The 20,727-nt window shown below is 52.0% G+C and carries 18 protein-coding genes and 1 riboswitch; of the genes, 4 read left to right on the top strand and 14 right to left on the bottom strand.

Translation table 11 applies throughout. The features are described from left to right. Nucleotides 1–80: 80 nt before the first annotated feature. Nucleotides 81–926, bottom strand: a complete 846-nt coding sequence (locus BM181_RS05825) for an FtsZ/tubulin family protein (RefSeq protein WP_082336194.1) — start codon at nt 924–926, stop codon at nt 81–83. Between the two features lie 116 nt (nt 927–1,042). Continuing rightward, entirely contained in the window at nt 1,043–1,963 is a 921-nt protein-coding gene (locus BM181_RS05820; protein ID WP_371263012.1) for a cell division protein FtsZ, read from the bottom strand. A gap of 650 nt (nt 1,964–2,613) precedes the next feature. On the opposite strand from BM181_RS05820, the gene BM181_RS05815 reads away from it, so the two are divergent. Beyond that, the gene (locus BM181_RS05815; RefSeq protein ID WP_075442856.1) at nt 2,614–3,879 is read left to right on the top strand and encodes a hypothetical protein; all 1,266 of its coding nucleotides are present in this window, start codon (nt 2,614–2,616) and stop codon (nt 3,877–3,879) included. A gap of 82 nt (nt 3,880–3,961) precedes the next feature. Here BM181_RS05815 and pfkA read toward each other — a convergent pair whose 3' ends face one another. Beyond that, nucleotides 3,962–4,924: a 6-phosphofructokinase gene (gene pfkA / locus BM181_RS05810; protein ID WP_075442855.1), complete on the bottom strand. Its 963-nt coding sequence runs from the start codon at nt 4,922–4,924 to the stop codon at nt 3,962–3,964. A gap of 207 nt (nt 4,925–5,131) precedes the next feature. Then, nucleotides 5,132–5,208: riboswitch (ZMP/ZTP riboswitch) on the top strand. A gap of 53 nt (nt 5,209–5,261) precedes the next feature. Here pfkA and BM181_RS05805 point away from each other — a divergent pair. Further along, nucleotides 5,262–6,434, top strand: a complete 1,173-nt coding sequence (locus BM181_RS05805; RefSeq protein WP_075442854.1) for a phosphoribosylaminoimidazolecarboxamide formyltransferase — start codon at nt 5,262–5,264, stop codon at nt 6,432–6,434. Nucleotides 6,435–6,527: 93 nt separating this feature from the next. Here the strand turns inward: BM181_RS05805 and BM181_RS05800 are convergent, their stop codons facing one another. The 11 genes from BM181_RS05800 to rpmH all read right to left on the bottom strand — a co-directional run bounded on the left by BM181_RS05800 (nt 6,528) and on the right by rpmH (nt 17,463). Then, nucleotides 6,528–8,681, bottom strand: a complete 2,154-nt coding sequence (locus BM181_RS05800; RefSeq protein ID WP_075442898.1) for a putative bifunctional diguanylate cyclase/phosphodiesterase — start codon at nt 8,679–8,681, stop codon at nt 6,528–6,530. A gap of 88 nt (nt 8,682–8,769) precedes the next feature. Further along, entirely contained in the window at nt 8,770–9,330 is a 561-nt protein-coding gene (locus BM181_RS05795) for a hypothetical protein (RefSeq protein WP_075442853.1), read from the bottom strand. Between the two features lie 152 nt (nt 9,331–9,482). Then, nucleotides 9,483–10,967: an NAD-dependent dihydropyrimidine dehydrogenase subunit PreA gene (gene preA, locus BM181_RS05790; protein ID WP_218150096.1), complete on the bottom strand. Its 1,485-nt coding sequence runs from the start codon at nt 10,965–10,967 to the stop codon at nt 9,483–9,485. Between the two features lie 103 nt (nt 10,968–11,070). Next, on the bottom strand, nt 11,071–11,784 hold the full coding sequence (gene rsmG / locus BM181_RS05785; protein WP_075442851.1) for a 16S rRNA (guanine(527)-N(7))-methyltransferase RsmG: 714 nt from the start codon (nt 11,782–11,784) through the stop codon (nt 11,071–11,073). An 18-nt stretch (nt 11,785–11,802) separates the two neighbouring features. Beyond that, nucleotides 11,803–13,677, bottom strand: a complete 1,875-nt coding sequence (mnmG, locus tag BM181_RS05780; protein ID WP_075442896.1) for a tRNA uridine-5-carboxymethylaminomethyl(34) synthesis enzyme MnmG — start codon at nt 13,675–13,677, stop codon at nt 11,803–11,805. Nucleotides 13,678–13,715: 38 nt separating this feature from the next. Beyond that, nucleotides 13,716–15,098 (bottom strand): tRNA uridine-5-carboxymethylaminomethyl(34) synthesis GTPase MnmE, encoded by a 1,383-nt coding sequence (mnmE, locus tag BM181_RS05775; RefSeq protein WP_075442850.1) that lies wholly within the window; start codon nt 15,096–15,098, stop codon nt 13,716–13,718. 78 nt (nt 15,099–15,176) lie between these two features. Next, nucleotides 15,177–15,929 (bottom strand): RNA-binding cell elongation regulator Jag/EloR, encoded by a 753-nt coding sequence (gene jag, locus BM181_RS05770; RefSeq protein ID WP_075442849.1) that lies wholly within the window; start codon nt 15,927–15,929, stop codon nt 15,177–15,179. Nucleotide 15,930: 1 nt separating this feature from the next. Then, the gene (locus tag BM181_RS05765) at nt 15,931–16,599 is read right to left on the bottom strand and encodes a YidC/Oxa1 family membrane protein insertase (RefSeq protein ID WP_075442848.1); all 669 of its coding nucleotides are present in this window, start codon (nt 16,597–16,599) and stop codon (nt 15,931–15,933) included. 42 nt (nt 16,600–16,641) lie between these two features. Further along, nucleotides 16,642–16,851: a membrane protein insertion efficiency factor YidD gene (yidD, locus tag BM181_RS05760; RefSeq protein WP_075442847.1), complete on the bottom strand. Its 210-nt coding sequence runs from the start codon at nt 16,849–16,851 to the stop codon at nt 16,642–16,644. Further along, complete coding sequence (gene rnpA / locus BM181_RS05755) at nt 16,848–17,228, bottom strand: ribonuclease P protein component (RefSeq protein ID WP_075442846.1); 381 nt, start codon at nt 17,226–17,228, stop codon at nt 16,848–16,850. The genes yidD and rnpA overlap by 4 nt, the downstream gene beginning before the upstream one ends. 100 nt (nt 17,229–17,328) lie before the next feature. Next, nucleotides 17,329–17,463 (bottom strand): 50S ribosomal protein L34, encoded by a 135-nt coding sequence (gene rpmH, locus BM181_RS05750; protein WP_075429623.1) that lies wholly within the window; start codon nt 17,461–17,463, stop codon nt 17,329–17,331. A gap of 442 nt (nt 17,464–17,905) precedes the next feature. Between rpmH and dnaA the strand changes: the two genes are divergently transcribed. Both dnaA and dnaN read left to right on the top strand, forming a co-directional pair. Beyond that, on the top strand, nt 17,906–19,333 hold the full coding sequence (dnaA, locus tag BM181_RS05745) for a chromosomal replication initiator protein DnaA (RefSeq protein ID WP_075442845.1): 1,428 nt from the start codon (nt 17,906–17,908) through the stop codon (nt 19,331–19,333). Nucleotides 19,334–19,614: 281 nt separating this feature from the next. Next, the gene (gene dnaN, locus BM181_RS05740; protein ID WP_075442844.1) at nt 19,615–20,727 is read left to right on the top strand and encodes a DNA polymerase III subunit beta; all 1,113 of its coding nucleotides are present in this window, start codon (nt 19,615–19,617) and stop codon (nt 20,725–20,727) included.

Below are 20,727 nucleotides of genomic sequence, written 5' to 3'. Positions count from 1 at the left end.
AGAAACGGACAATCCGTCCCTATAATATAACAAGGGAGATGTACATTATTATGTACATCTCCCTTGTTATATTATAAAATTCACGTTGTTCGTGTCAGAATAACATATACAGAAATATGATTTGATGTAACCTTATCAATACTACCACTCCAAATGTATTCCACACCTGAATTAGTCCCTTTCCCTAATAACATAACTACGTCGTTAAGCCCCTCTACTGACATATTATCTTCCGAACTTGTAACATTCAACAATCGTCCTCGTGCCTTCGGCAAATATTCCACTATATCTTTGGTACTGATGGCTTCCTGGGCAATTTGCATATAATCACTATTCTTTTTTGCCTTACCTTCACTGTAGCCAATATAGGCTCTGCCACCACTGCCCAATACGTCTTTTACATAATCCAAATCTAATCCCACTAAATTAGGCCATCCATACACGGAAAATATCCCATGTACAATTTGACATACCAGTTCCCTTGGATATTCTTTTCCATCATTCCTCACTATAAAGAAAGAATCCACGAGATTAGTCAAGCTATCCACTATCCTCTCTTCTCTGTCCTTCTTCAAATCAACACACACAGCAATACATACTGAAAGGAATACACCAGCTGATTGTACACCTCTTGCAACTTTTTCTGCTTTATGAAAACTTTCCTCATCATCTATATTTGCTATTACAAATACAACATCTGTTCCTGATACTATCTTTGCTACATCCGATAGTTTGATAATTGCTAAATCATCATATTTCTCAATTATTCCATCATCGTCAATTAGAAAAAAATCCAATCGTCGTTCTTCTGGATGAGAGGATTCGCATTCTATTATCCCACGTAAGCTATCTATTGTTTCCTTTCCTATTCCAATAACAGTAGTAGAAGCATAATTCTCACGTAACAATTCAACTAAAACTGACATAGCAATCCCTTATTTATACAATTTTTCAAATTTTATATTCTTGTCTATTGCTAATATTATTTCTTGACGTATATGTAAAACTTGCACATCCTATTCCGTAAGAAGAAAAATTACACTCAAAAAATCTCTTCATTTATAAAATCTGTAGCTATCAATAACACCGTAACAGCCTCCTCATTATTACCTTCCATGTATCCCCAAATAATACTCTCGTTTCCAGCCATTTTTTCCTGCATAGCGAAAACAGCTGTTCCTATATCATACATACTCATATCGGTGCCACCAATAATATAAAGCAAAGCTCCTTGTGCTCCGTGAATACTTCGCTTCAACAGAGGGCTATTGCAAGCCCTTTCCATAGCCTCAGACAAATCTCCTTTTTCGCTTTCACCTACAGCAAAAACTGCATCGCTGGAATTACTCTGCCTTAATATAGTTTTTATGTCAGCAAAATCAAGGTTAACATCTCCAGTAGTGGTAATGATTTGCGTAATCAACGTAACAGCGTTCCCCAAGACCTCATCTGTCAAATCAAAAGCATTCGCAATCGTCATTTGTTTAGCTTCTGGCAGTTCCATCAAATTGTCATTCTGAATAACAATTAGCGCATCTACTTCCTGTTCTAATTTCATTATTGCTTCTTCCGCTACACACTTCCGCTTATTTCCCTCAAAACAGAAAGGCACTGTAACAATGGCAACAGATAAAATATCTTGCTCTTTGGCGAAAGATGCCACTACTGGCGCTATTCCTGAACCTGCACCTCCACCTAACCCTGCTGTGATAAATAACATATCAGTATTCTGGAGAACACTCCTCAACACTTCTTCGTCTTGCTTAGCAGCAAATTCCCCTTTATCCCTGTCTCCCCCTGTTCCATAACCATGAGTCACATTCTCTCCTACCTGAACGGCCTTTATACCTAATTTTTCCAAACCACGCAAGGCTCTTGCATCCGTGTTGATAGATACTAATTCCACCGATGACGAAATTTTCCCATCAGCTAATCGTTCTAAGACACTTGTTCCCCCCCCCACCAATACCAAGAATCTTTATATTCACATGATGCCGGGGAAAACTGTCTTTATAGATTTTGTTATTCTCTTCCATATGCCATTTCTCCATACTAAATTTTAATATCAGCATACCAAAAGAGATGTACAAAATAATGTGCATCTTTTTTGGTATATTTATTGCAGAATTTTAACGGTCAAAAAAATTTGCCTATTGCAGAGAAAAAACACCCTCATTGCAGAAAATTAACATCCACAGAAACTAAAGTGCTGATTTCAAAGGGATAAAGCCACTTATCCACAAGAAATGTACAGGTTATCCACAGATAAACCCACAGGCTAAGTCCTTTCCGCGTTATTTTTCTGCAATGACCGTTAAAAATCTGCAATAGCTCCGTTATTATCCTGCATTAAGCCTGTTAATATTCTGCACATGAGTTATTTTTCTGCAATCCTTCTGCGTATCTTCGCGGGTTGGCAAGGGTTGATGGCTGCCCCTTATATATTGTTTTAGGTTTTATCCAACAGATAAGATGCTGATATTGTCCACGAAAGATACAAGGCTCATGCGGCAACACCAGACATCTCCTGCTCCACATCCTGTTATTGCAGATATTTAACGTGCTTGCCATTACCTTGAGATTTTGTTATTGTGTTTAACGCGAGGTGAAAACATGACCACTCCCCAGCAGCTTGAACTGCCATTTTTCTCGTCTATTCAATACGCCACAGCTTACCCTCTCCGAGCTACATCGAAGCTGGAAAACAACGTCTACTCTGCCGTTCGCTACACCATTCAGCAGATGGTTTATTCCGGCGCCGAATTTGAAGTGGACAAGAATATCCATATCCCCATTGATGTACGCAGTGAGGCTAAACTGCGAAATATAGACGATTGGTTTACCCTCTACCGCAACATCGAGAAGGCCATGAACAAGGTTTCTAAGAACGCCTACAAGGAACGCATTATTCTGGATGATACGGCGGACAAGGAGAAATACATTGAAGCCGCCATTGTCACAACCACTCATTACAACGCAGAGAGTGGCATCATCACGGTAACGGTCAATGCCGACTTCGTCAAATACTATGTAGCCATGCTGCTGTCCCGGCCAGAAATACAGGTTCCCCGGGAGTTTGATGCCTTTGCCCGCTCCAGTTATACCTATCCTTTTTCCCGCTGGCTTTTCGGGCAGATAGCCATATTGCAGAAAAATAACGAGAATCCTCCCTACAAAATATCCATCACGCTGGACGATTTAATGGCCTTTGTCCCCCCTTCTTCATCGACTATCCGTCCATCTTCCTACAGCCGTGATATCATATCCTCCGTTATCGAAGACATGAACGAAAACGAATTCTGCCCTGTGACTATTATCAATCCTCATAACATTGTTTCCCGCCGTACAGGCAGGAGAATCGCCGAATTTACCTTTGAGGTAGAGATGCGGCCGCTGGGCGCCAATAAATATCCCCTAATCACAACCGTTTCTGATAGTGGCCTGATTAATGAGAGCCGTGTTCCTTCCCTTGAATATCTGCACGAGCAGTTGAAGCGCCTGGGCTTTGCCCAATCTTCATGGAATAAATTGGATAATCAACCGGCAATCTGCTGGAAGGTTATTCTCTACACCCTTGTAAAAATCAAAGAGCACGCCCATGATGCTACCCCTTTCAATCCCGGTGCCTATATTCAAGGTATGCTCAAACGCCGTTCCGAACAGGCCTTGCTCAAGGACAAAAATATCAAGAGCCTTGCGCTGGATGTCCTGCGCAAAGCTCCTGAATACGTTGATGAAGTTATCATTGCCACAACTGGCGTCCGTACCGCTGCCGACCAATTCCTAGCTATGGCGATTCAAAACCGTCCAATACCTAAGCAGACTACCGAAAACAATCAATTTTTGCGTGAATATATGAATCGATGTAAATCAAAATAAGCCAGAACTCAACTGCCAACAAAGCCCCATGTACTGTTGTTATCCAATCAGTACATGGGGCTGCTTTACATATTTGATGTTTTTAGAACAGTACCTTAGCCAGGTGCAGGTATTCCGGATCGAGTTTCTTTTTGTTATTGACCGAATCATGCAGGTCGATGGATACGACGCGGCCCTTGCTGAAGCCGAAGACGATATCCGAGAGCCCCGAGATCAGTGCCAGAGCAGCCTGCTCGCCGAGTTGGCTGGCACGCACGCGGTCGATGACCGACGGGGAGCCCCCACGCTGGATGTGGCCCAGTACCGATACGCGGGTATCGAGTTCCGTCTTCTTCGCGATGTAGTCGCCGATTTCCTGGCCGCTGCCAGCACCCTCAGCAACAACGACGAGGATGTAACGCTTGCCTTCCTGATAAGCAACCTTCATATCCTCACAGATCTTATCCAGATCGAACGGGGACTCCGGTACAAGGATGTACTCCGCACCGCCCGAGATACCCGAGACGAGTGCCAGCCAGCCCGAGCTGCGGCCCATGACTTCCATGACGATGACGCGGCGATGTGCCGAAGCCGTATCACGGAGCTTGTTGATGGCATCGATGATCGTATTGGCAGCCGTGTCGCAGCCGATCGTGTAATCAGAGCCCCAAACATCGTTGTCAATCGTGCCCGGCAGACCGACGATAGGAATGCCCGTCTCCTGCGAGAGCAGCGAAGCACCGCGCAGCGAGCCGTCACCACCGATGACGCAGAGGCCCTGGATGCCGCGGTCAACGAGATGCTGATAGCCGAGCATACGGCCCTCCGGCGTCTTCCAGCGGTTGCAGCGAGCCGTACCAAGGAACGTACCACCGCGCTGGATGATGTCGCCGACGTCCTTGGACTTCATCTCAAACATATCTTCTTCAAGCAAGCCATGATAACCATCACGGATACCCCAGACTTTCACACCCTCATAGAGTGCCGTACGAACAACCGCACGGGCTGCCGCATTCATTCCCGGGCTGTCGCCACCGCTGGTCATGACTGCAATGCTCTTTAACATAATCGAAGTCCCCCTTGAATATGAGAAAATTGTAACATAGTACGCCAAAATAGAAATTCTTACCAAACCTTATCATACCATAAATCCGGCAAATCTAACAGGTTTTTTCCCATGGGAAAAATCAATTAACCTAATTTTTTGAGCAGGTTCATCAACTTGTCTTCTGCCACTTGACAAAAAGCCCGTATGATGATAGATTGACTATTGTAAATGCTGTGCGACTGACGGAAGTGGATCACCACAGGGAGCACAGGGAAGAGAAGCCGACCGTCTGGGCGTATAGCCTGGATTCGTGTCGGCTTTTTTCGTTATTTGATGGGAAAAGGAGAACCTTGCAATGAACGAAATGGAACTCAAATACGGCTGCAACCCGAATCAGAAACCAGCCCGCGTATTCATGAAGAACGGCGACCTGCCGTTCCAGGTGCTCAATGGCAAACCGGGCTACATCAACCTGCTCGATGCCATGAACAGCTGGCAGCTCGTCCGTGAGCTCAAGGAAGCCACAGGGCTGCCAGCCGCCGCCTCCTTCAAGCACGTCAGCCCGGCTGGCGCGGCCGTAGCCGTTCCGCTCTCAGAGACGCTCCAAAAGGCTTACTTCGTCGAGGGTGTAGAGCTTTCACCGATTGCCACGGCCTATATCCGTGCCCGCGGTGCTGACCGCATGTCGTCTTACGGCGACTTCGTCGCGCTGTCGGATGAATGCGATGCCCAGACGGCATCCTTCCTCCAGCGCGAGGTTTCTGACGGCATCATTGCACCGTCTTACTCCGACGCCGCCCTCGAGATTCTCAAGACCAAGCGCAAGGGCACCTATCTCGTCCTGCAGATGGACCCGGACTACAAGCCCGAGCCCATCGAGACCAAGCAGGTCTTCGGCATCACCTTCGAGCAGCAGCGCAATGAGATTGCCATCACCGAGGACTGCCTCAAAGAAATCCCGACGCAGAACAAGGACTTGCCAGCCGCAGCCAAGCGCGACCTGCTGATTGCGCTGATCACGCTCAAATACACCCAGTCCAACTCCGTCTGCTATGCCAAGGATGGCCAGGCCATCGGCATCGGTGCCGGCCAGCAGTCCCGCGTCCACTGCACGCGTCTGGCGGGCAGCAAGGCAGATATCTGGTATCTGCGCCAGGCCCCTCAGGTTCTTGCGCTGCCCTTCCGCGAGGATGTGCGCCGCCCGGACCGTGACAATGCCATTGACGTCTATGTCGGCCCCGAGTACCGGGATCTCTTGGATGGCGACAACTGGAAGCGCGTCTTTACCGAGAAACCGCCAGTCTTCACCGAGGAGGAAAAACAGGCCTGGCTGGCTACACAGGCAGGCGTAGCCCTCGGCTCCGACGCCTTCTTCCCGTTCGGCGACAACATCGAGCGCGCCCGCAAGAGCGGCGTTGCCTATGTTGCCCAGGCCGGCGGTTCCATCCGTGACGACAATGTCATCGAGACTTGTGACAAGTACAACATGACCATGGCCATGACGCACATCCGTCTGTTCCATCACTAAGGCCTATTCTATCGTTACCCCGTTCTTACACATACACACAAAAGGTGCTGGTCAAGAATGATTCTTGACCAGCACCTTTTACATTGCTAGGATTCAATCCAGCACCTCACCCGGTGTCACGGGATTCAGGCTGCTGACCCCATCCATATCGCGCACACAGGATAGGCAGCAGTCTATGCCGCCCAGCTGGAACGGTATCAGCAGATAGATCTTGAGCCGTACCTCACCAGCGTCATTGCGCGAGTGGAAAAAGGCCGTGAAGTGATCGCGCCTTACCTGCTCCTGCCGCTCCGCCAGCCGCGTCATATCATAGAACGCCAAGAACGCCTCACGCTCCTCAGGGACAATGTAGCGGTCAGCATAGAGCTCCAGGCTGCCCTTCACCGAATCGACTTCCGTCGTGATGCGGTTCTGCGTCTCATCGATATACACATTCTCCGCCCGTCCGGCACTGGACAGGAAATCGATGCGGGTAAATATGGACATGATATGCCAGAGTGCCGCATGTACATCCACTGCATCACGCTGCCGCTGTGCTGAAAGATTCACAGGTGCTACCACAAAGGCATGGACATCACGCACAGGATCCGTCGCGATGTGACGGCAATGGATCTTGCAGAAATTGCCATTGATGGAAAAATCGGCATTCTCCTCCATCCCCGACTGACGGCACCGTACGAGCAGCCGCTCCATCATGCGGTCACGATGCTCACGGCCGCTCCGGTACCGTGCGACAACCTCCTCCAGCGAAGCCAGCCCTATTCCCCTCAGATACTCCCAGTACGCCTTGTTCACATAGAGATAGCTGAAGCTGTCACGCGTATCGCCCTGCTCCACGATGGCCAGTGGCAGCTGGCTGATATGCCCCGTACGCTCCGCCTCCATATGCAGCGGAAAACTGCTGAGCACATTGACACTGCTTACCTGCTGATAGTATTCCGAGGAATCCAACGGTTCGAACGTCAGCGTACTATCCTTCTTCGCATACGAATCGGCAGCTGGTGCCAAGGGCTGCGGCTTGCCGAAGAGGTACCCCTGGCAGGCTTCACAGCCTATGCACTTCAGGAATTCATATTGCTCCTCCGTCTCCACGCCTTCGGCCAGCGTATGCATGCCGATCTTCTTTGCCATATCCACAAGGGACTGGATGATGATGCCCGCCTTGCGATTCTTCCCAAAGTCACGCAGGAAGCGCATATCGAGCTTTATCATATCAAAATCGTATTCCTTGAGGGTATTGAGGGACGAATAGCCACTGCCGAAATCATCCATCCAGACCTCATAGCCTGCGGCCTGGAAGCGGGCCACCTGCTCCATCAGATTGCTGTCATCCTCGCTCAGCGCGCTCTCCGTTATCTCGAGCCGCAAGCGGTCACAGTCTACCTTATATTCCTGACGGATGCGCTCGATATCGGCAAATATGTCCGTCAGCTGGAAATCCAGCCGCGACAGATTTACCGATATGCGTGCCTCCTGCCAGCCCTGCCCATGCTCACGCACACGCCGGAAATCCTCACAGGCCTCACGGATGATATAGAGATCCAGTTTATGGATGAGATGTGCACTCTCCAGCACCTCGATGAAGAAATTCGGCGGGATCATCCCATGTTCCGGCGACCGCCAGCGCGCCAAAGCCTCAAAGCCGATGACCTGCCGCGTCATCGTCCGGATTTCCGGCTGGTACCAGATCTCGATATCATGATGCTCGAGCGCACGGTAGAAATTGCTCACGACATAGTTCTTGAGCCGCAGTTTCTCCTCCAGCGAGGCATCAAAGACATCCCAGCCTTTGTCGTATCTTCCCTTGACGTTCTCACAGGCCAGCTTGGCCCTGTCCATGATCAGCGCCACATCCTGTATCCCTGCCGCAGGCACATAAAGTCCTGCCTTGACCTCCATCGCGAGATTCTGGTCGAAGTCATGGACAGCCTGACGGATATACTCCAGCCGCAGCTCGATATTCTTGTTCTCGACAGCGACCATGAAATGATCGTCGTTGAGACGGGCCAGCAGCGCATCAGGGAAAGCATCGCGCAGAATGCTGGCTATGCGGCGCAGGAACTTATTGCCGCCTTGGAACCCATACTTTAAGTTGTACTCCTTGAAATTCTCGACATCAAAATACAGAAACGCGATATTGCCACTTGCATCTTCGCGTAGTAAATAATGGGCATCCTCCATGAAATACATCATGGTAAACAGCCCCGTAACTTCATCCGTTTGGTTCTTGCGAATAAAATCTTTCATGATGACGCTCTCATTCTCGAAGTTATCCACATATATATCCACTAAACTGTGGATATGTTTATATTTTTGTGGATAAATATTAACAACGTTACAGCGATATCCGCAAATATTCCTCGATTGCATCGCGGAAGCTCATGTTGTCTCCGCTTGAGCCGCCGACATTCCTGTCCTTCATGACCTTCAATACGCCATGATAGATATCATCCTCAATGGAGCCCGGCACCAGATTCTCCCAATGCAGCGAGCTGTACGGACGCTCCGTGATGGCATTGTCCGGCCGCCCCGTGACCTCAAGCTCACTGAGGAATTGAATCTGCCGTGTCTTCGGTCGGATGTAATAATGGCTGAGGAAATATTTCGGTGGGTAGCTATACTCCCCATCATCATCGATCTTCACCAGCCGCACCCAAGCATCCACGATATTTTCGGTTTCCGAATACGGAATCTTCATCCAACGCACATTCTTCGTATCCAGATAATAAGCGAAGCCATTATCCTTGAGCAGCAAGACATAGCGCTCCTGCTTCTGCTTTTCCTGGCTCTCCTTGGAAGTACTTTTCGCAGTATCAGTTTCTGCCGCCTGTACCGCCACACTGGAACACAAAGAAATCAATAAACCTGCTATGCAGATAAACGCGATTTTTTTCATCCTATCACCTCAAAATCAGTCATACTCACTATCTGTTAAATTCTCTATGCAGACAAAAATTTCCTCTCTTTTTTCTGCAACATCATAAAAAATCGGCAGGGATTTTCCCTGCCGCAAACCACAAAATATGTTCCACGTGAAACAAATCCAGCCTATCCTTTTGCTACCCGTTTCCCGGCCGAAACAGCATCGGCAGGGCAGATCAGGCGGCATAGATGACAGCCGACACAACGCTTAGGATCCAGCACAGGCAGACCCCTTCCATCCAGATGCAGGGCTTGATGACCGCCATCCTGGCAGGAAATCACGCAGCGTCCGCAGGAAATGCATTGGCTGCGCTGGAATCTCGGGTACTCGATGGTCTCGCGATTGAGCGCCTCTGGCCGGACGATGTGCGGCAGGGCACGCCCGATAAGCTCGCTTACCGACGCCATGCCCATCTGATCGATATAGCCTGCAAGTCCTTCCGTGAGATCTTCGATGATGCGATATCCATACTGCATGACCGCCGTGGTGACCTGCAGGTTCCCACATCCTAGTGCCAGGAATTCTGCGGCATCACGCCAATTCTCGATGCCGCCCATGCCGCTTATCGGGATGGCCCCGAGCTCCTTATCCTGCTTCAGGTCATTGATGAAGCGCAGGGCAATCGGTTTGACCGCCTTGCCCGAATAGCCGCCCTCCGCGCATTTTCCCTGTACATCCGGCTCCGAAGCATAGCTATCCAGATTGATGTTCATAATGCTCTTGATCGTATTGATGGCCGCAATGCCATCAGCACCAGAGCGGATAGCTGCTCTAGCCGGTACTTCCATATGCGTGATATTCGGCGTCATCTTCGCCAGCACGGGCAAGCGCGTGCCGCGGCACACAGCCGCAGTATACATCGCCACAAAATCCGGATTCTCGCCGATTTCCGCGCCGAGCTTTTCCCCTACCATCTGTGGGCAGGAAAAATTGCACTCGATGATATCCGCTCCCGCGCGCTCCATATCGGCCGCCATCTGCTCCCATTCTTCGACATTGCTGCCCATGATTGAGGCCACGATGACCTTACTGGGAAACTCCTGCTTGAGCCGATGCAATATCTCCAGATTCTCTTCATAAGAACAGTCCGAAAGTTGTTCAATATTCTTGAACCCTACAAACGGCGTACCATCCTTTGCCAATGCTGCATAGCGCGGCGACGCCTCGCAGATATCAATCTTCGTTATCGTTTTATAACTTACGCCTGCCCAGCCAAGGCGAAAAGCCCGCGCCACCATCTCGTAGCTGCTGCCCACCACCGAAGAGGACAGGAAAAACGGATTTTCGCAGGCAACTCCCATGAAGTCAAGCGCCAAAACGTTCCCGCTGATACTGTTATGCTCCTCTGGCTTTCTATCTGCCACAGCCTGCATGACATCCTTGATATGTACCGGATAGTCCAACTGTCCACGGCGGCAGGCGGTTTCACAGGGAGCATCACAATCCTGGCACGTCTTATCACCAAGGATCCGGCCTGCGCCTGCACTATTTTCAAACTGCACCGCCCGCAAGATGCGCCCAGCATCTATCCCCTGAGGGCAAGCTGCCGTGCAGGCAGGGGCCAGGCAAAGCAAGCAGCGTCCCGTCTCCGCCAGTAGATTCATCCGCATAAAGATCCCCCTCTCCTTGTCCATTTTCCTTTACCCTTATTATAGCAGAATTTTCACTCTATTTATAACAAAAAATAAACCTTCCCCGCAGGGAAGGCATATCTCATAGTGGGTTCTTGGCCGGAGTCCCAGCCTTGCGCGGATAGGCTTTCGGTGTCGGCATGCCCTTCGTGATGTCGATGACAGCACGGACATCCTCAAGGCCCGGCAGTTTCACCGGACGCGTCTGCGTGTCACTGCCCCCCATCACTTTGATGGCCTTGACAGCCTCCTGTTCCTCCTCCTGATACTGCATGCCCTTCAGCGCGAGGAAATGACCGCCGCGTCTTACAAAGGGCAGGCAATACTCAGCCAGGATCGGCAGGCGGGCGACCGCGCGCGATACCGCGATGTCAAACTGCTCACGATAAGCTTTGTTGCGCGCACCTTCCTCCGCCCGGGCATGGACACAGGCGACATCCTGCAGCCCGAGCTCATCGACGACAGTCTGCAGGAATCTGACACGCTTGTTCAGCGAATCCATCAGCGTCAGCTTGATCCCTGGTGCGAAAATCTTGAGCGGCAGGCCAGGAAAGCCTGCGCCAGTGCCTACATCAATCACCGTTGCCCCCTCTGTGAACAGCGAAGCATCATAGGCCGTAAGCGAATCGATCATATGCTTGACAGCCACCTCATGCGGCTCTGTGATGGCCGTGAGATTCATGACCTTATTCCACTCGACGAGCAATTCATAGTACCGGTTGAACTGCTCTAGCTGCTTTTCCGAAAGCTCAATGCCATAGCCAGATGCAGCTTTCTTCATTTCCTCGATAAACATATCTTATCCTCCCGCCTGTTATCTTCCCATGCGCCGCTGCTGCTCCAGCCAGACGAGCAGCACGGAGATATCCGCTGGCGAAACGCCGCTGATGCGGCTGGCCTGGCCCACGGAGCGCGGCCGGATCTGCGCGAGCTTCTCGCGGCCCTCATCGCGCAGGCTTGGTACCTGTGCATAGTCGATATCTTCCGGCAGCAATTTCTCTTCCAGCTTCTCCATATGCTCGACCTGTTCGAGCTGCTTCTTGATATATCCCTCATAGGTGATCGAGATCTCTACCTGCTGCCGCACTTCATCTGCCAGCTCCGGCAGATCGAATACTTGCTGGAGCTTGGCATAGCCGACATCCGGGCGGCGCAGCAGCTCATAGAAGCTCGTCGCATTGCGGATGGGCTCAATGTCCGCTGCCGCCAGTTTATCCTTGATCTCCTGCGTCGGATTGATGGAGTGCTGGCGCAGGTATTCCATGGCGTCTTTGATTGCCGCTTGCTTGCGCGTGAAGCGCTCCCAGCGGTCATCCTGCACGAGGCCTACCCGGCGGCCCAGCGGCGTCAGCCGGGCATCGGCATTGTCCTGGCGCAGCAGCAGGCGGTACTCCGCCCGGCTCGTCATGATGCGGTACGGCTCATTCGTCCCCTTCGTCACGAGGTCATCGATCAGCACGCCGATATAGGCATCACTGCGCTTCAGTACCAGCGGCTCCTCGCCCTTGATGAACATCGCGGCATTAATGCCAGCGATGATTCCCTGCGCCGCTGCCTCCTCATAGCCCGAGGTGCCATTGGCCTGACCAGCCGAGAAGAAGCCCTGGATGGCCTTGAATTCCAGTGTCGGTTTGAGCTGCGTCGGATCGATGCAGTCATATTCGATGGCATAGCCCGCCCGCATGACCCTGGCATGCTCCAGCCCCGGAATCGTATGCAGGAACTCCAGCTGTACATCCATGGGCATACTCGTCGACATGCCCTGCACATAGACTTCATTCGTATGCAACCCCTCAGGTTCAAGGAACAGCTGATGTCTCTCCTTATCGGGAAAGCGCAGGATTTTTGTCTCGATCGACGGGCAGTAGCGCGGACCGATCCCCTCAATGATACCATTGGCCATCGGTGCCCGGTGCATATTATCACGCAGGATTTTATGCGTCTTTGCATTCGTATAGGTAAGCCAGCACGGCGTCTGCTCACGCGTCGTGACATCGCTCATAAAGGAGAAGTTGCGGCACTCCTCATCGCCCGGCTGGATTTCCATCTTGCTGTAATCGAGGGTGCGGGCATCGACGCGCGCCGGCGTTCCCGTCTTGAAACGCATGAGCCTGACACCTGCCGCCTGCAGCGAATCGGAGAACTTCATCGCTGCACGCTGGCCGTTCGGGCCTCCCGTATAGGTATGCTCACCAATGATGATGCGTCCCCTCAGATACGTTCCCGTCGCCATGATGACAGCCTTGCCTTCATAGATTTCTCCCGTCTCGACCTGTACGCCTGTCACCTTGCCATCCTCGACCAGCAGCCTGTCGATGAGGATCTGTTTGACATCGAGGTTTTCCGTCTGCTCACAAGTCTCCTTCATCGTGTACTGATAGAGCTTCTTGTCGGCCTGCGCACGCAGGGCATGGACAGCCGGGCCCTTGCCCGTATTCAGCATACGGAACTGGATACAGGTCTTGTCCGCATTGACGCCCATCTCGCCGCCGAGCGCATCCAGCTCGCGCACAAGGTGTCCCTTGGCCGGACCGCCCACCGACGGGTTGCAGGGCATCATCGCGATGTTGTCCATCGACAGTGTCGCCAGGAGGGTCTTGCAGCCGATACGGGCTGCCGCCAGCGCAGCTTCGACACCTGCATGGCCAGCACCGACGACGATGACGTCGTAGCTGCCAGCCGTAAAAATATTCTTATCCAAGCTATATCACCTTTCCTTACGGAATCTTATTTTCCAATACAGAATTTCGAGAATATCTCGTTGATGATATCCTCGCCCACAGTCTCGCCCGTAAGCTCCCCGAGTTTTTCCCAGGCCGAGCGCAGGTCGATGGAGATGAAATCAAGCCCGAGCCCTGCACCGATCGTCCGCAGGGCAGCGGCCAGATGCTCATCGGCCTGCCTCAGGATCTCAGCCTGCCGCTCATCGTTCACGAAGCTGCCTTCATCCCCATTGTCCATTCCGCTGTCGTAGACTTTTTTCTGGATAGCCGCTGCCAGATCATCCAGACCATGCTCCGTGACCGTCGCTATGGCAATGACAGGTGCCTGCGTGCGCTCAGCCAGCTTCTCCGCGGTCAGCACAGGCGCCAAGTCGGTCTTGTTCAGCAGGACGAGCGCATCCTTGCCTGCGATGAGGTCCAGTATTTCCTCATCCTCTGTCGAAAGCTCACGCGAACCATCGAACAAGGCCAGTATCAGGGACGCTTCGTCCACATAGGCACGCGCCTTGTCTACGCCGATCTTCTCGACGATATCATCGGTCGCCCGGATGCCAGCTGTATCGATGATGCGCAGCGGCACCCCGCCGATATTGGCATATTCCTCGATGGAGTCACGCGTCGTTCCCGGGATATCCGTCACGATAGCCCGCTCCTCGCGCAGCAGGGCATTCAGCAGCGACGACTTGCCGACGTTCGGCTTGCCGACGATCGCCGTCATCAACCCCTCACGCAGGATGCGGCCCGTATGGGCCGTCTTGAGGAGCTTCCGGATCTTGTTGCGCACGTCAACCACATTTCGTTCTACTTCATCGGTCACCACATCGTCGACCTCATCCTCTGGAAAGTCGATAGCTGCTTCCAGATGGGCAATCTGCCCGAGGATATCGTGGCGCATCGCCTTGATACCTGCGGAAAAGTGACCGGAAAGATGGCCCGAAGCCATCTTGAGGGACTTCTCCGTCTTGGCACTGATGACATCCATGACAGCCTGCGCCTGCGTGAGATCGAGGCGCCCATTCAAAAAGGCGCGCTTCGTGAACTCACCGCGCTCGGCAGCTCTGGCACCTGCCTGCCAGGTAAGCGCCAAGGTCTTGCGCAGCGGCATCACACCGCCGTGGCATTGCAGTTCGACCACATCTTCTTTCGTATAGGAATGGGGCGCGCGCATCAGAAGCACCATCGCCTCATCGACCGTCTCACCCGCTGCGTCGACGATATGGCCGAAAACGGCCCGCTGCGTCTCATAGCTTTCCAGCTTGCGGCCGCTGGCAGCGCGGAATACCGTGTCGGCCACTGCGATGGCCCGCTCCCCGCTGATGCGGATGATGCCGATGCCTCCTTCGCCCTGCGCGGTCGCAATCGCGCTTATCGTATCCGACTGTTGCATGTTTCCTCCTCATATATACACAAAAGGGCAGCCTCAAAATGAGACAGCCCTTTCACAGCTCTCTTGCTAAAGCAGATATTATTCTTCGTCTCTGCGCTCGCTATCACGCCGGCGCGGACGGCGGCGGCGTTTCGGCGCAATGACCACATAGCGGCGCGGTTCATCGCCAGCACTGTACGTCAGCACGCGGCGGTTCTCCTGCAAGGCCATATGGATGATCTTGCGTTCATGGCGGTTCATCGGCTCAAGATGTATCTCCTCACCGATGCGGCAGGCCTTATCGGCCAGATGCCCAGCCAGGCGTTGCAGTGTCTCCTCACGGCGCGAGCGGTAATCCTCGATATCGATGATGATGCGCGCACGGTTTTCCGAGATGCCACGATTGGCTGCCAGATTGGCCAGATACTGGAGGGAATCCAGCGTCTGCCCATGCTTGCCGATCAGGATGCCCAGATGGTCGCCGATCAGATGGAACAGGATGCCCTCCTCAGACTCGCCCCGCTCGATCTTCACGTCAAGCTTCATAGCTGCAAATACATCGCGCAGGAAGTCCTCCGCCCGCTGCGTCTGCTCTGCCAGCGATATAGCAGGTCCAGCCGCTGCCGGGGCCTCTGCCTGAACAGCGGGCTCGCTTTCCCTGCACACAGCAGCGGAAGCCTTTGCCGTCACCCGGATGCGGGCAGGCTTGCCCCCGAAGAGGCCGAAGAAACCGCGCGACGGCTGCTCGATGACCTCATAGTCAACCTGCGAGGCATCGACCCCCAGCTGCGCCAGTGCCGTTTCCAATGCTGCGTCTACTGTTTTACCGGATGCTTCCAATACTTCTGCCATATCAGGCAGCCTCCTTCTTGCTATCCTCACCACGATACATCCACCACTGCTGGGCAATCTGTACCACGTTCATCGTTACCCAGTACAGGACAAGGCCAGACGGGAAAGACAAGCTGATCCAGCCGATGAACAGCGGCATGACCGTCATCATGATCTTCATCTGCTGATTCATTTCCGTCGTCGTCATCTTCTGCTGCAGGAACGTCGTCAATGCCGACAGGATTGGCAGGATGTAGAGCGGATCAGCCTCCGACATGCTCGGCAGCCAGAGGAACTTAGCCGCCTCGGCCGACGGATACGTGAAGTTGAACAGCGCATAGTACATGCCCATGAGAATCGGCATCTGGATCAGCAGCGGCAGGCAGCCAGCCAGCGGATTGACACCAGCCTCCTGATAGAGTGCGCCGATCTTCTGCTGCATGACCTGCGGATTGTCCTTGTACTTCTCCTGTATCTTCTTCATCTTCGGCGACAATTCCTGCATCGCCTTCATGGATTTTACCTGCTTGACCGTCAGCGGATACAAGAGCATCTTGATGATGACCGTCAGCAGGATGATTGCCAGACCATAGCTACCTACACCGGCAAGGTCAGTCAGTGAATATAACGTCTCGAGCACAAAGTGCAGGAGATTCTCAATCGGTGCAAATATCGTTCCAAAGAAACCCAAACCATCACGTCCTAATCTAAAACTATAACCAAAAACTTCAACTTATGGGACAGGATCATAACCGCCCTTGTGGAAAGGATGGCAGCGAAGGATGCGCTTTGCAGCGAGCCAGCCGCCACGGCATGCTCCATATCTTTCAATTGCAATCAAGGCATACTCCGAACACGTCGGGATATACCGGCAGGAAGGCGGCTTCAGCGGCGAAATGAAGTTGCGATAGAACTTTATCAGCAGCAGCAGCACTTTCTTCATTCTCTTGCCTTCTTTCGTACCGGTGGCTCCGTCCCTTCAAAGATGCCCGCCCGGCGCCCTAAGGACACGAAGGCCTTCTCGACCACATCGCACTTGACATCGACCATGGCCTTGCGGCCCACGAGCAGCAGCGCCAATCCCGGCTTTATCTGTGCCTGGTTCTTGCGGTAACTCTCACGCAGCAAGCGTTTGACGCGGTTGCGTACGACAGCGCAGCCGAGCTTCTTGCCAGCGGCAAAGCCGACCTTGCCATCGAGATGGTCCGAGGCAAAGACATACAGCACAAAATACCGGTTTGCCCACGAGCGGCCCGTGCGGTAGACCCGCTGGAAATCACTGCGCCGCTTGAGCATCCGCTTTCTCGGTAATTTAAGCATTCGTAATTTCACCAAAATCTATAAAAACACTTCGGATGATTATCCGAAACTACTTGATAACTAAAAGAAAAGGCCACATAAAGTGACCTTACTGTAAAATTTATGCCGAAAGCTTCTTTCTACCGCGCTGGCGTCTTCTCTTCAGAACGAGACGGCCGCCTTTCGTCTTCATGCGCTCACGGAAGCCATGAGTCTGCTTTCTCCAATGGTTGTTCGGCTGGTAAGTCTGTTTCATTCGTTAAACACCTCCTTATTCTAATTTCTGACTTTTCGTATAGAAGCAAAAAGCATCAGATCGTTTTCATGCGAAGCGCAGGGCTGCCCCCGCACTAAGAATCACTGTAAATTATATCTTGTCCCCTAGATGGTGTCAAGATTTTCTCTGTGCATTTTTTCCACGGAATTGTGGATAAAATACACGCTTGCTGTACTTTATCCCCGAAAAACTGTTGATAACTTACTTTTATTCTGATAAGATATTGTTGATTATTGTGCGGAAAACTCCACAGGAAGCGAAAAAAAGCAAAAAAGCCTATCTATATATATTATCTGCAATTCCCGCCTCTTCTCCTGGGAATACCTTCAGTTATCCACATGTGTGGATAAAAATGTGGATAAAATTATACACCTGTGGAAAAAGCTTTCTACATATTCTATAAGCAGAAAGGGTTATTTTAATGGAGCAATCACAGTTGCAGGCAGTCTGGGAGCAGATTCTTGACAATATGAAAGAACAGCTCGCGGCATCTGCCTTCAAATGGCTCAATCCGGTCAAACCACTCTCCCTGACCGACTCCGAACTCGTCCTTGGTGCACAGAACGCCATGTCCAAGGAGTGGATCACGAGCCATTACCTGACGATCCTTGAGGATGCCGTCGCTGACGTACTCGGTGCACCTCACAAGATTGTCATGAAAGTCATCGAGGCCGAAAAGCCAGAGGAACCAGAGGCGCCAGCAGCGCCGGTACGCCGCCCCGCCAAAGGGGAGAACCCCGATCAGGGAACGCTTTTCCAGGAAGGGAATGGCGCCAGCGCACCAGCTGAGACCAATGATATGCACATCATGGCCGCCGGTGACAGCTCCTCGCTGAATCCGAAATATACCTTTGATACCTTCGTGACCGGCAGCAGCAACCGCTTCGCTCATGCCGCAGCCATGGCCGTCGCCGAGTCGCCGGGCAAAGTCTACAACCCGTTCTTCATGTACGGCGGTGTCGGCCTTGGCAAGACGCATCTGATGCATGCCATCGGCAACCGGGTCCTGCAGAACCATCCCGAGATGCGTGTGCTCTATGTCTCCAGTGAGCAGTTCACCAACGAGATCATCCGCAGCATCCAGGAAGGCACGGCCGAGAAATTCCGGCAGAAATACCGCAACATCGACGTACTGCTCGTCGACGATGTCCAGTTCCTGTCGGGCAAGACCAGTACCCAGGAGGAATTCTTCCATACGTTCAACACGCTGCACGACGCTCAGAAGCAGATCATCCTGTCCTCGGACCGTCCGCCGCGTGAGGTCGAGCGCCTCGAAGACCGCCTGCGTTCCCGCTTTGAGTGGGGTCTTATCACGGACATCCAGGCACCGGATCTCGAGACGCGTATCGCCATCCTCAAGAATAAGGCACAGCTCGACCATTTCAGCGTGCCGAACGATGTCATGGTCTATATCGCCAGCCGCATCGACAGCAACATCCGTGAGCTCGAAGGCGCATTGACGCGCGTCGTCGCTTACGCCTCGCTGATCAAGCGTCCGGTCACGACGGATCTCGTCGCTGAGGCGCTCAAAGACGTTTTCCCGAACAACAAGACAAAGGAAGTAACGATGGAAGTCATCCAGGAAATCGTTGCCTCCTATTTCAAGATAAAGATCGATGACCTGCATGCCAAGAAGCGCACGCGCAGCATCGCCTACCCGCGGCAGATCGCCATGTACCTCTGCCGCGAGCTTACCGATACGTCACTGCCGCAGATTGGCAACTTCTTTGGCGGCCGCGACCATACGACCGTCCTGCACGCCTGCGACAAAATCAACAAAGAAAAAGAATCCGATAAGAAGCTCGGCAGTATCCTGACCGAACTTATCGAGCGCATCCAGAAAATGTGACGCCGACGCGCTTATTTATGAACAAAATCGTCGTGGATAACTCTGTGGAGAGCCTTGCGAATTTCTTGTTGACAGAATGTGGATAAATGAGAGGGGAGATTATCACCGTGGATTGTGTGGATAACCTCCCCTCTTGTTATGAACATGTTACCCACAGCAAAAACGTTGATAACATCGCCTGATCCTGGCTTATCAACATTTCCACAGGCCCTACTACTACGACGGCTATTTATTTAAAAATACTCCGAGTAATATTAAAAAAAAGAAAGAGGCCAAGCAAAATGAAAATAACCTGTGCCAAAAGCGAATTAGTGAGCGCCTTGCAGATCGTATCCAAGGCCGTAGCCAGCAAACCACAGACCCCCATCCTTTCGGGTATTTATCTGAGAGCAGAAGCTGGTGTCTTGGAGCTCCAGGCAACAAATTATGAGATCGGCATGATTTCCCGCATTCCCGTAGAGATTGCCGAGCCAGGACAGATAGCCATCTCCGGACGTTATTTCCAGGAAGTTGTCCGCAAGCTGCCTGGGGATAGTGTCACCATTTCCTTCAATCGTGAAGAAAAGATCGTGCATATCTCTTCCAATCAGGCAAATTTCACCCTTCTGAGCATGAACGCTTCGGAATTCCCGACCATCAAAGAGATGGAGGGCAACCTGCAATTCAAGATCAAGGACAATGTCCTGCGTTCTCTTATCAAGAAAACTGTCTTTGCTTGCTCCACGGATGAATCCCGTCCTGTATTCACTGGCTGCTACCTCGAGGTTGCCGATACGAAAGTGACGATGGCAGCGACGAACACGCACCGTCTGGCTGTCAAATATGAGACCTTCGATGAGTCCATCGGCAATATCAAGATCATCATTCCCTCGCGCATCCTGCAGGAACTTCTCCACAACATGACCTCGGAAATCCCGACGGATGTGACGGTCACTTGCACTTACAACCAGATCAGTTTCTCCTTCGAGAACCTCTATATGACTTCACGTCTGATCGAAGGTGCTTTCCCAGACTATCATCGTGTCATCCCACCGGAATTCGCTACGAAAATCACGCTCAATGCCGCCGAGTTGAACTCAGCCGTTGACCGTGTCTCGCTGATTTCGCGTGCTGGCGACTACAATATCATCAAGCTCGAATTCGCCAACAATCAGGTGCATATCACCTCGAACAATCCGGAAATCGGCAATGCAGAGGAGACAATCCCTGCGACGATCGACGGGCCGGAGCTCTCGATTGCCTTCAATGCCAAGTACATCATGGATGTGATGAAGACTGTTGACAGCGAGACTTGCCAGATCAAACTCAACCAGCCGCTTTCCCCGGCAGCTATCCGCGAGTCCGACGATGAAGAGTTCATCTACATCGTGACGCCGGTCCGTACGGCTCATTGA

Source organism: Pseudoselenomonas ruminantium (assembly GCF_900113715.1).
GTDB classification, from domain to species: Bacteria; Bacillota; Negativicutes; order Selenomonadales; family Selenomonadaceae; genus Selenomonas_A; species Selenomonas_A caprae.
The sequence above is the reverse complement of the archived record's forward strand: the minus strand, read 5'-3'. Positions and strand labels throughout refer to the sequence as shown.

Excerpts from the sequence above, each read along its gene's own strand:
- BM181_RS05825 (WP_082336194.1), bottom strand. The coding sequence starts at position 926 with ATGTCAGTTTTAGTTGAATTGTTACGTGAGAATTATGCTTCTACTACT.
- BM181_RS05815 (WP_075442856.1), top strand. The coding sequence starts at position 2,614 with ATGACCACTCCCCAGCAGCTTGAACTGCCATTTTTCTCGTCTATTCAA.
- pfkA (WP_075442855.1), bottom strand. The coding sequence starts at position 4,924 with ATGTTAAAGAGCATTGCAGTCATGACCAGCGGTGGCGACAGCCCGGGA.
- BM181_RS05805 (WP_075442854.1), top strand. The coding sequence starts at position 5,262 with ATGAACGAAATGGAACTCAAATACGGCTGCAACCCGAATCAGAAACCA.
- BM181_RS05800 (WP_075442898.1), bottom strand. The coding sequence starts at position 8,681 with ATGAAAGATTTTATTCGCAAGAACCAAACGGATGAAGTTACGGGGCTG.
- BM181_RS05795 (WP_075442853.1), bottom strand. The coding sequence starts at position 9,330 with ATGAAAAAAATCGCGTTTATCTGCATAGCAGGTTTATTGATTTCTTTG.
- preA (WP_218150096.1), bottom strand. The coding sequence starts at position 10,967 with ATGCGGATGAATCTACTGGCGGAGACGGGACGCTGCTTGCTTTGCCTG.
- rsmG (WP_075442851.1), bottom strand. The coding sequence starts at position 11,784 with ATGTTTATCGAGGAAATGAAGAAAGCTGCATCTGGCTATGGCATTGAG.
- mnmE (WP_075442850.1), bottom strand. The coding sequence starts at position 15,098 with ATGCAACAGTCGGATACGATAAGCGCGATTGCGACCGCGCAGGGCGAA.
- jag (WP_075442849.1), bottom strand. The coding sequence starts at position 15,929 with ATGGCAGAAGTATTGGAAGCATCCGGTAAAACAGTAGACGCAGCATTG.
- yidD (WP_075442847.1), bottom strand. The coding sequence starts at position 16,851 with ATGAAGAAAGTGCTGCTGCTGCTGATAAAGTTCTATCGCAACTTCATT.
- rnpA (WP_075442846.1), bottom strand. The coding sequence starts at position 17,228 with ATGCTTAAATTACCGAGAAAGCGGATGCTCAAGCGGCGCAGTGATTTC.
- rpmH (WP_075429623.1), bottom strand. The coding sequence starts at position 17,463 with ATGAAACAGACTTACCAGCCGAACAACCATTGGAGAAAGCAGACTCAT.
- dnaA (WP_075442845.1), top strand. The coding sequence starts at position 17,906 with ATGGAGCAATCACAGTTGCAGGCAGTCTGGGAGCAGATTCTTGACAAT.
- dnaN (WP_075442844.1), top strand. The coding sequence starts at position 19,615 with ATGAAAATAACCTGTGCCAAAAGCGAATTAGTGAGCGCCTTGCAGATC.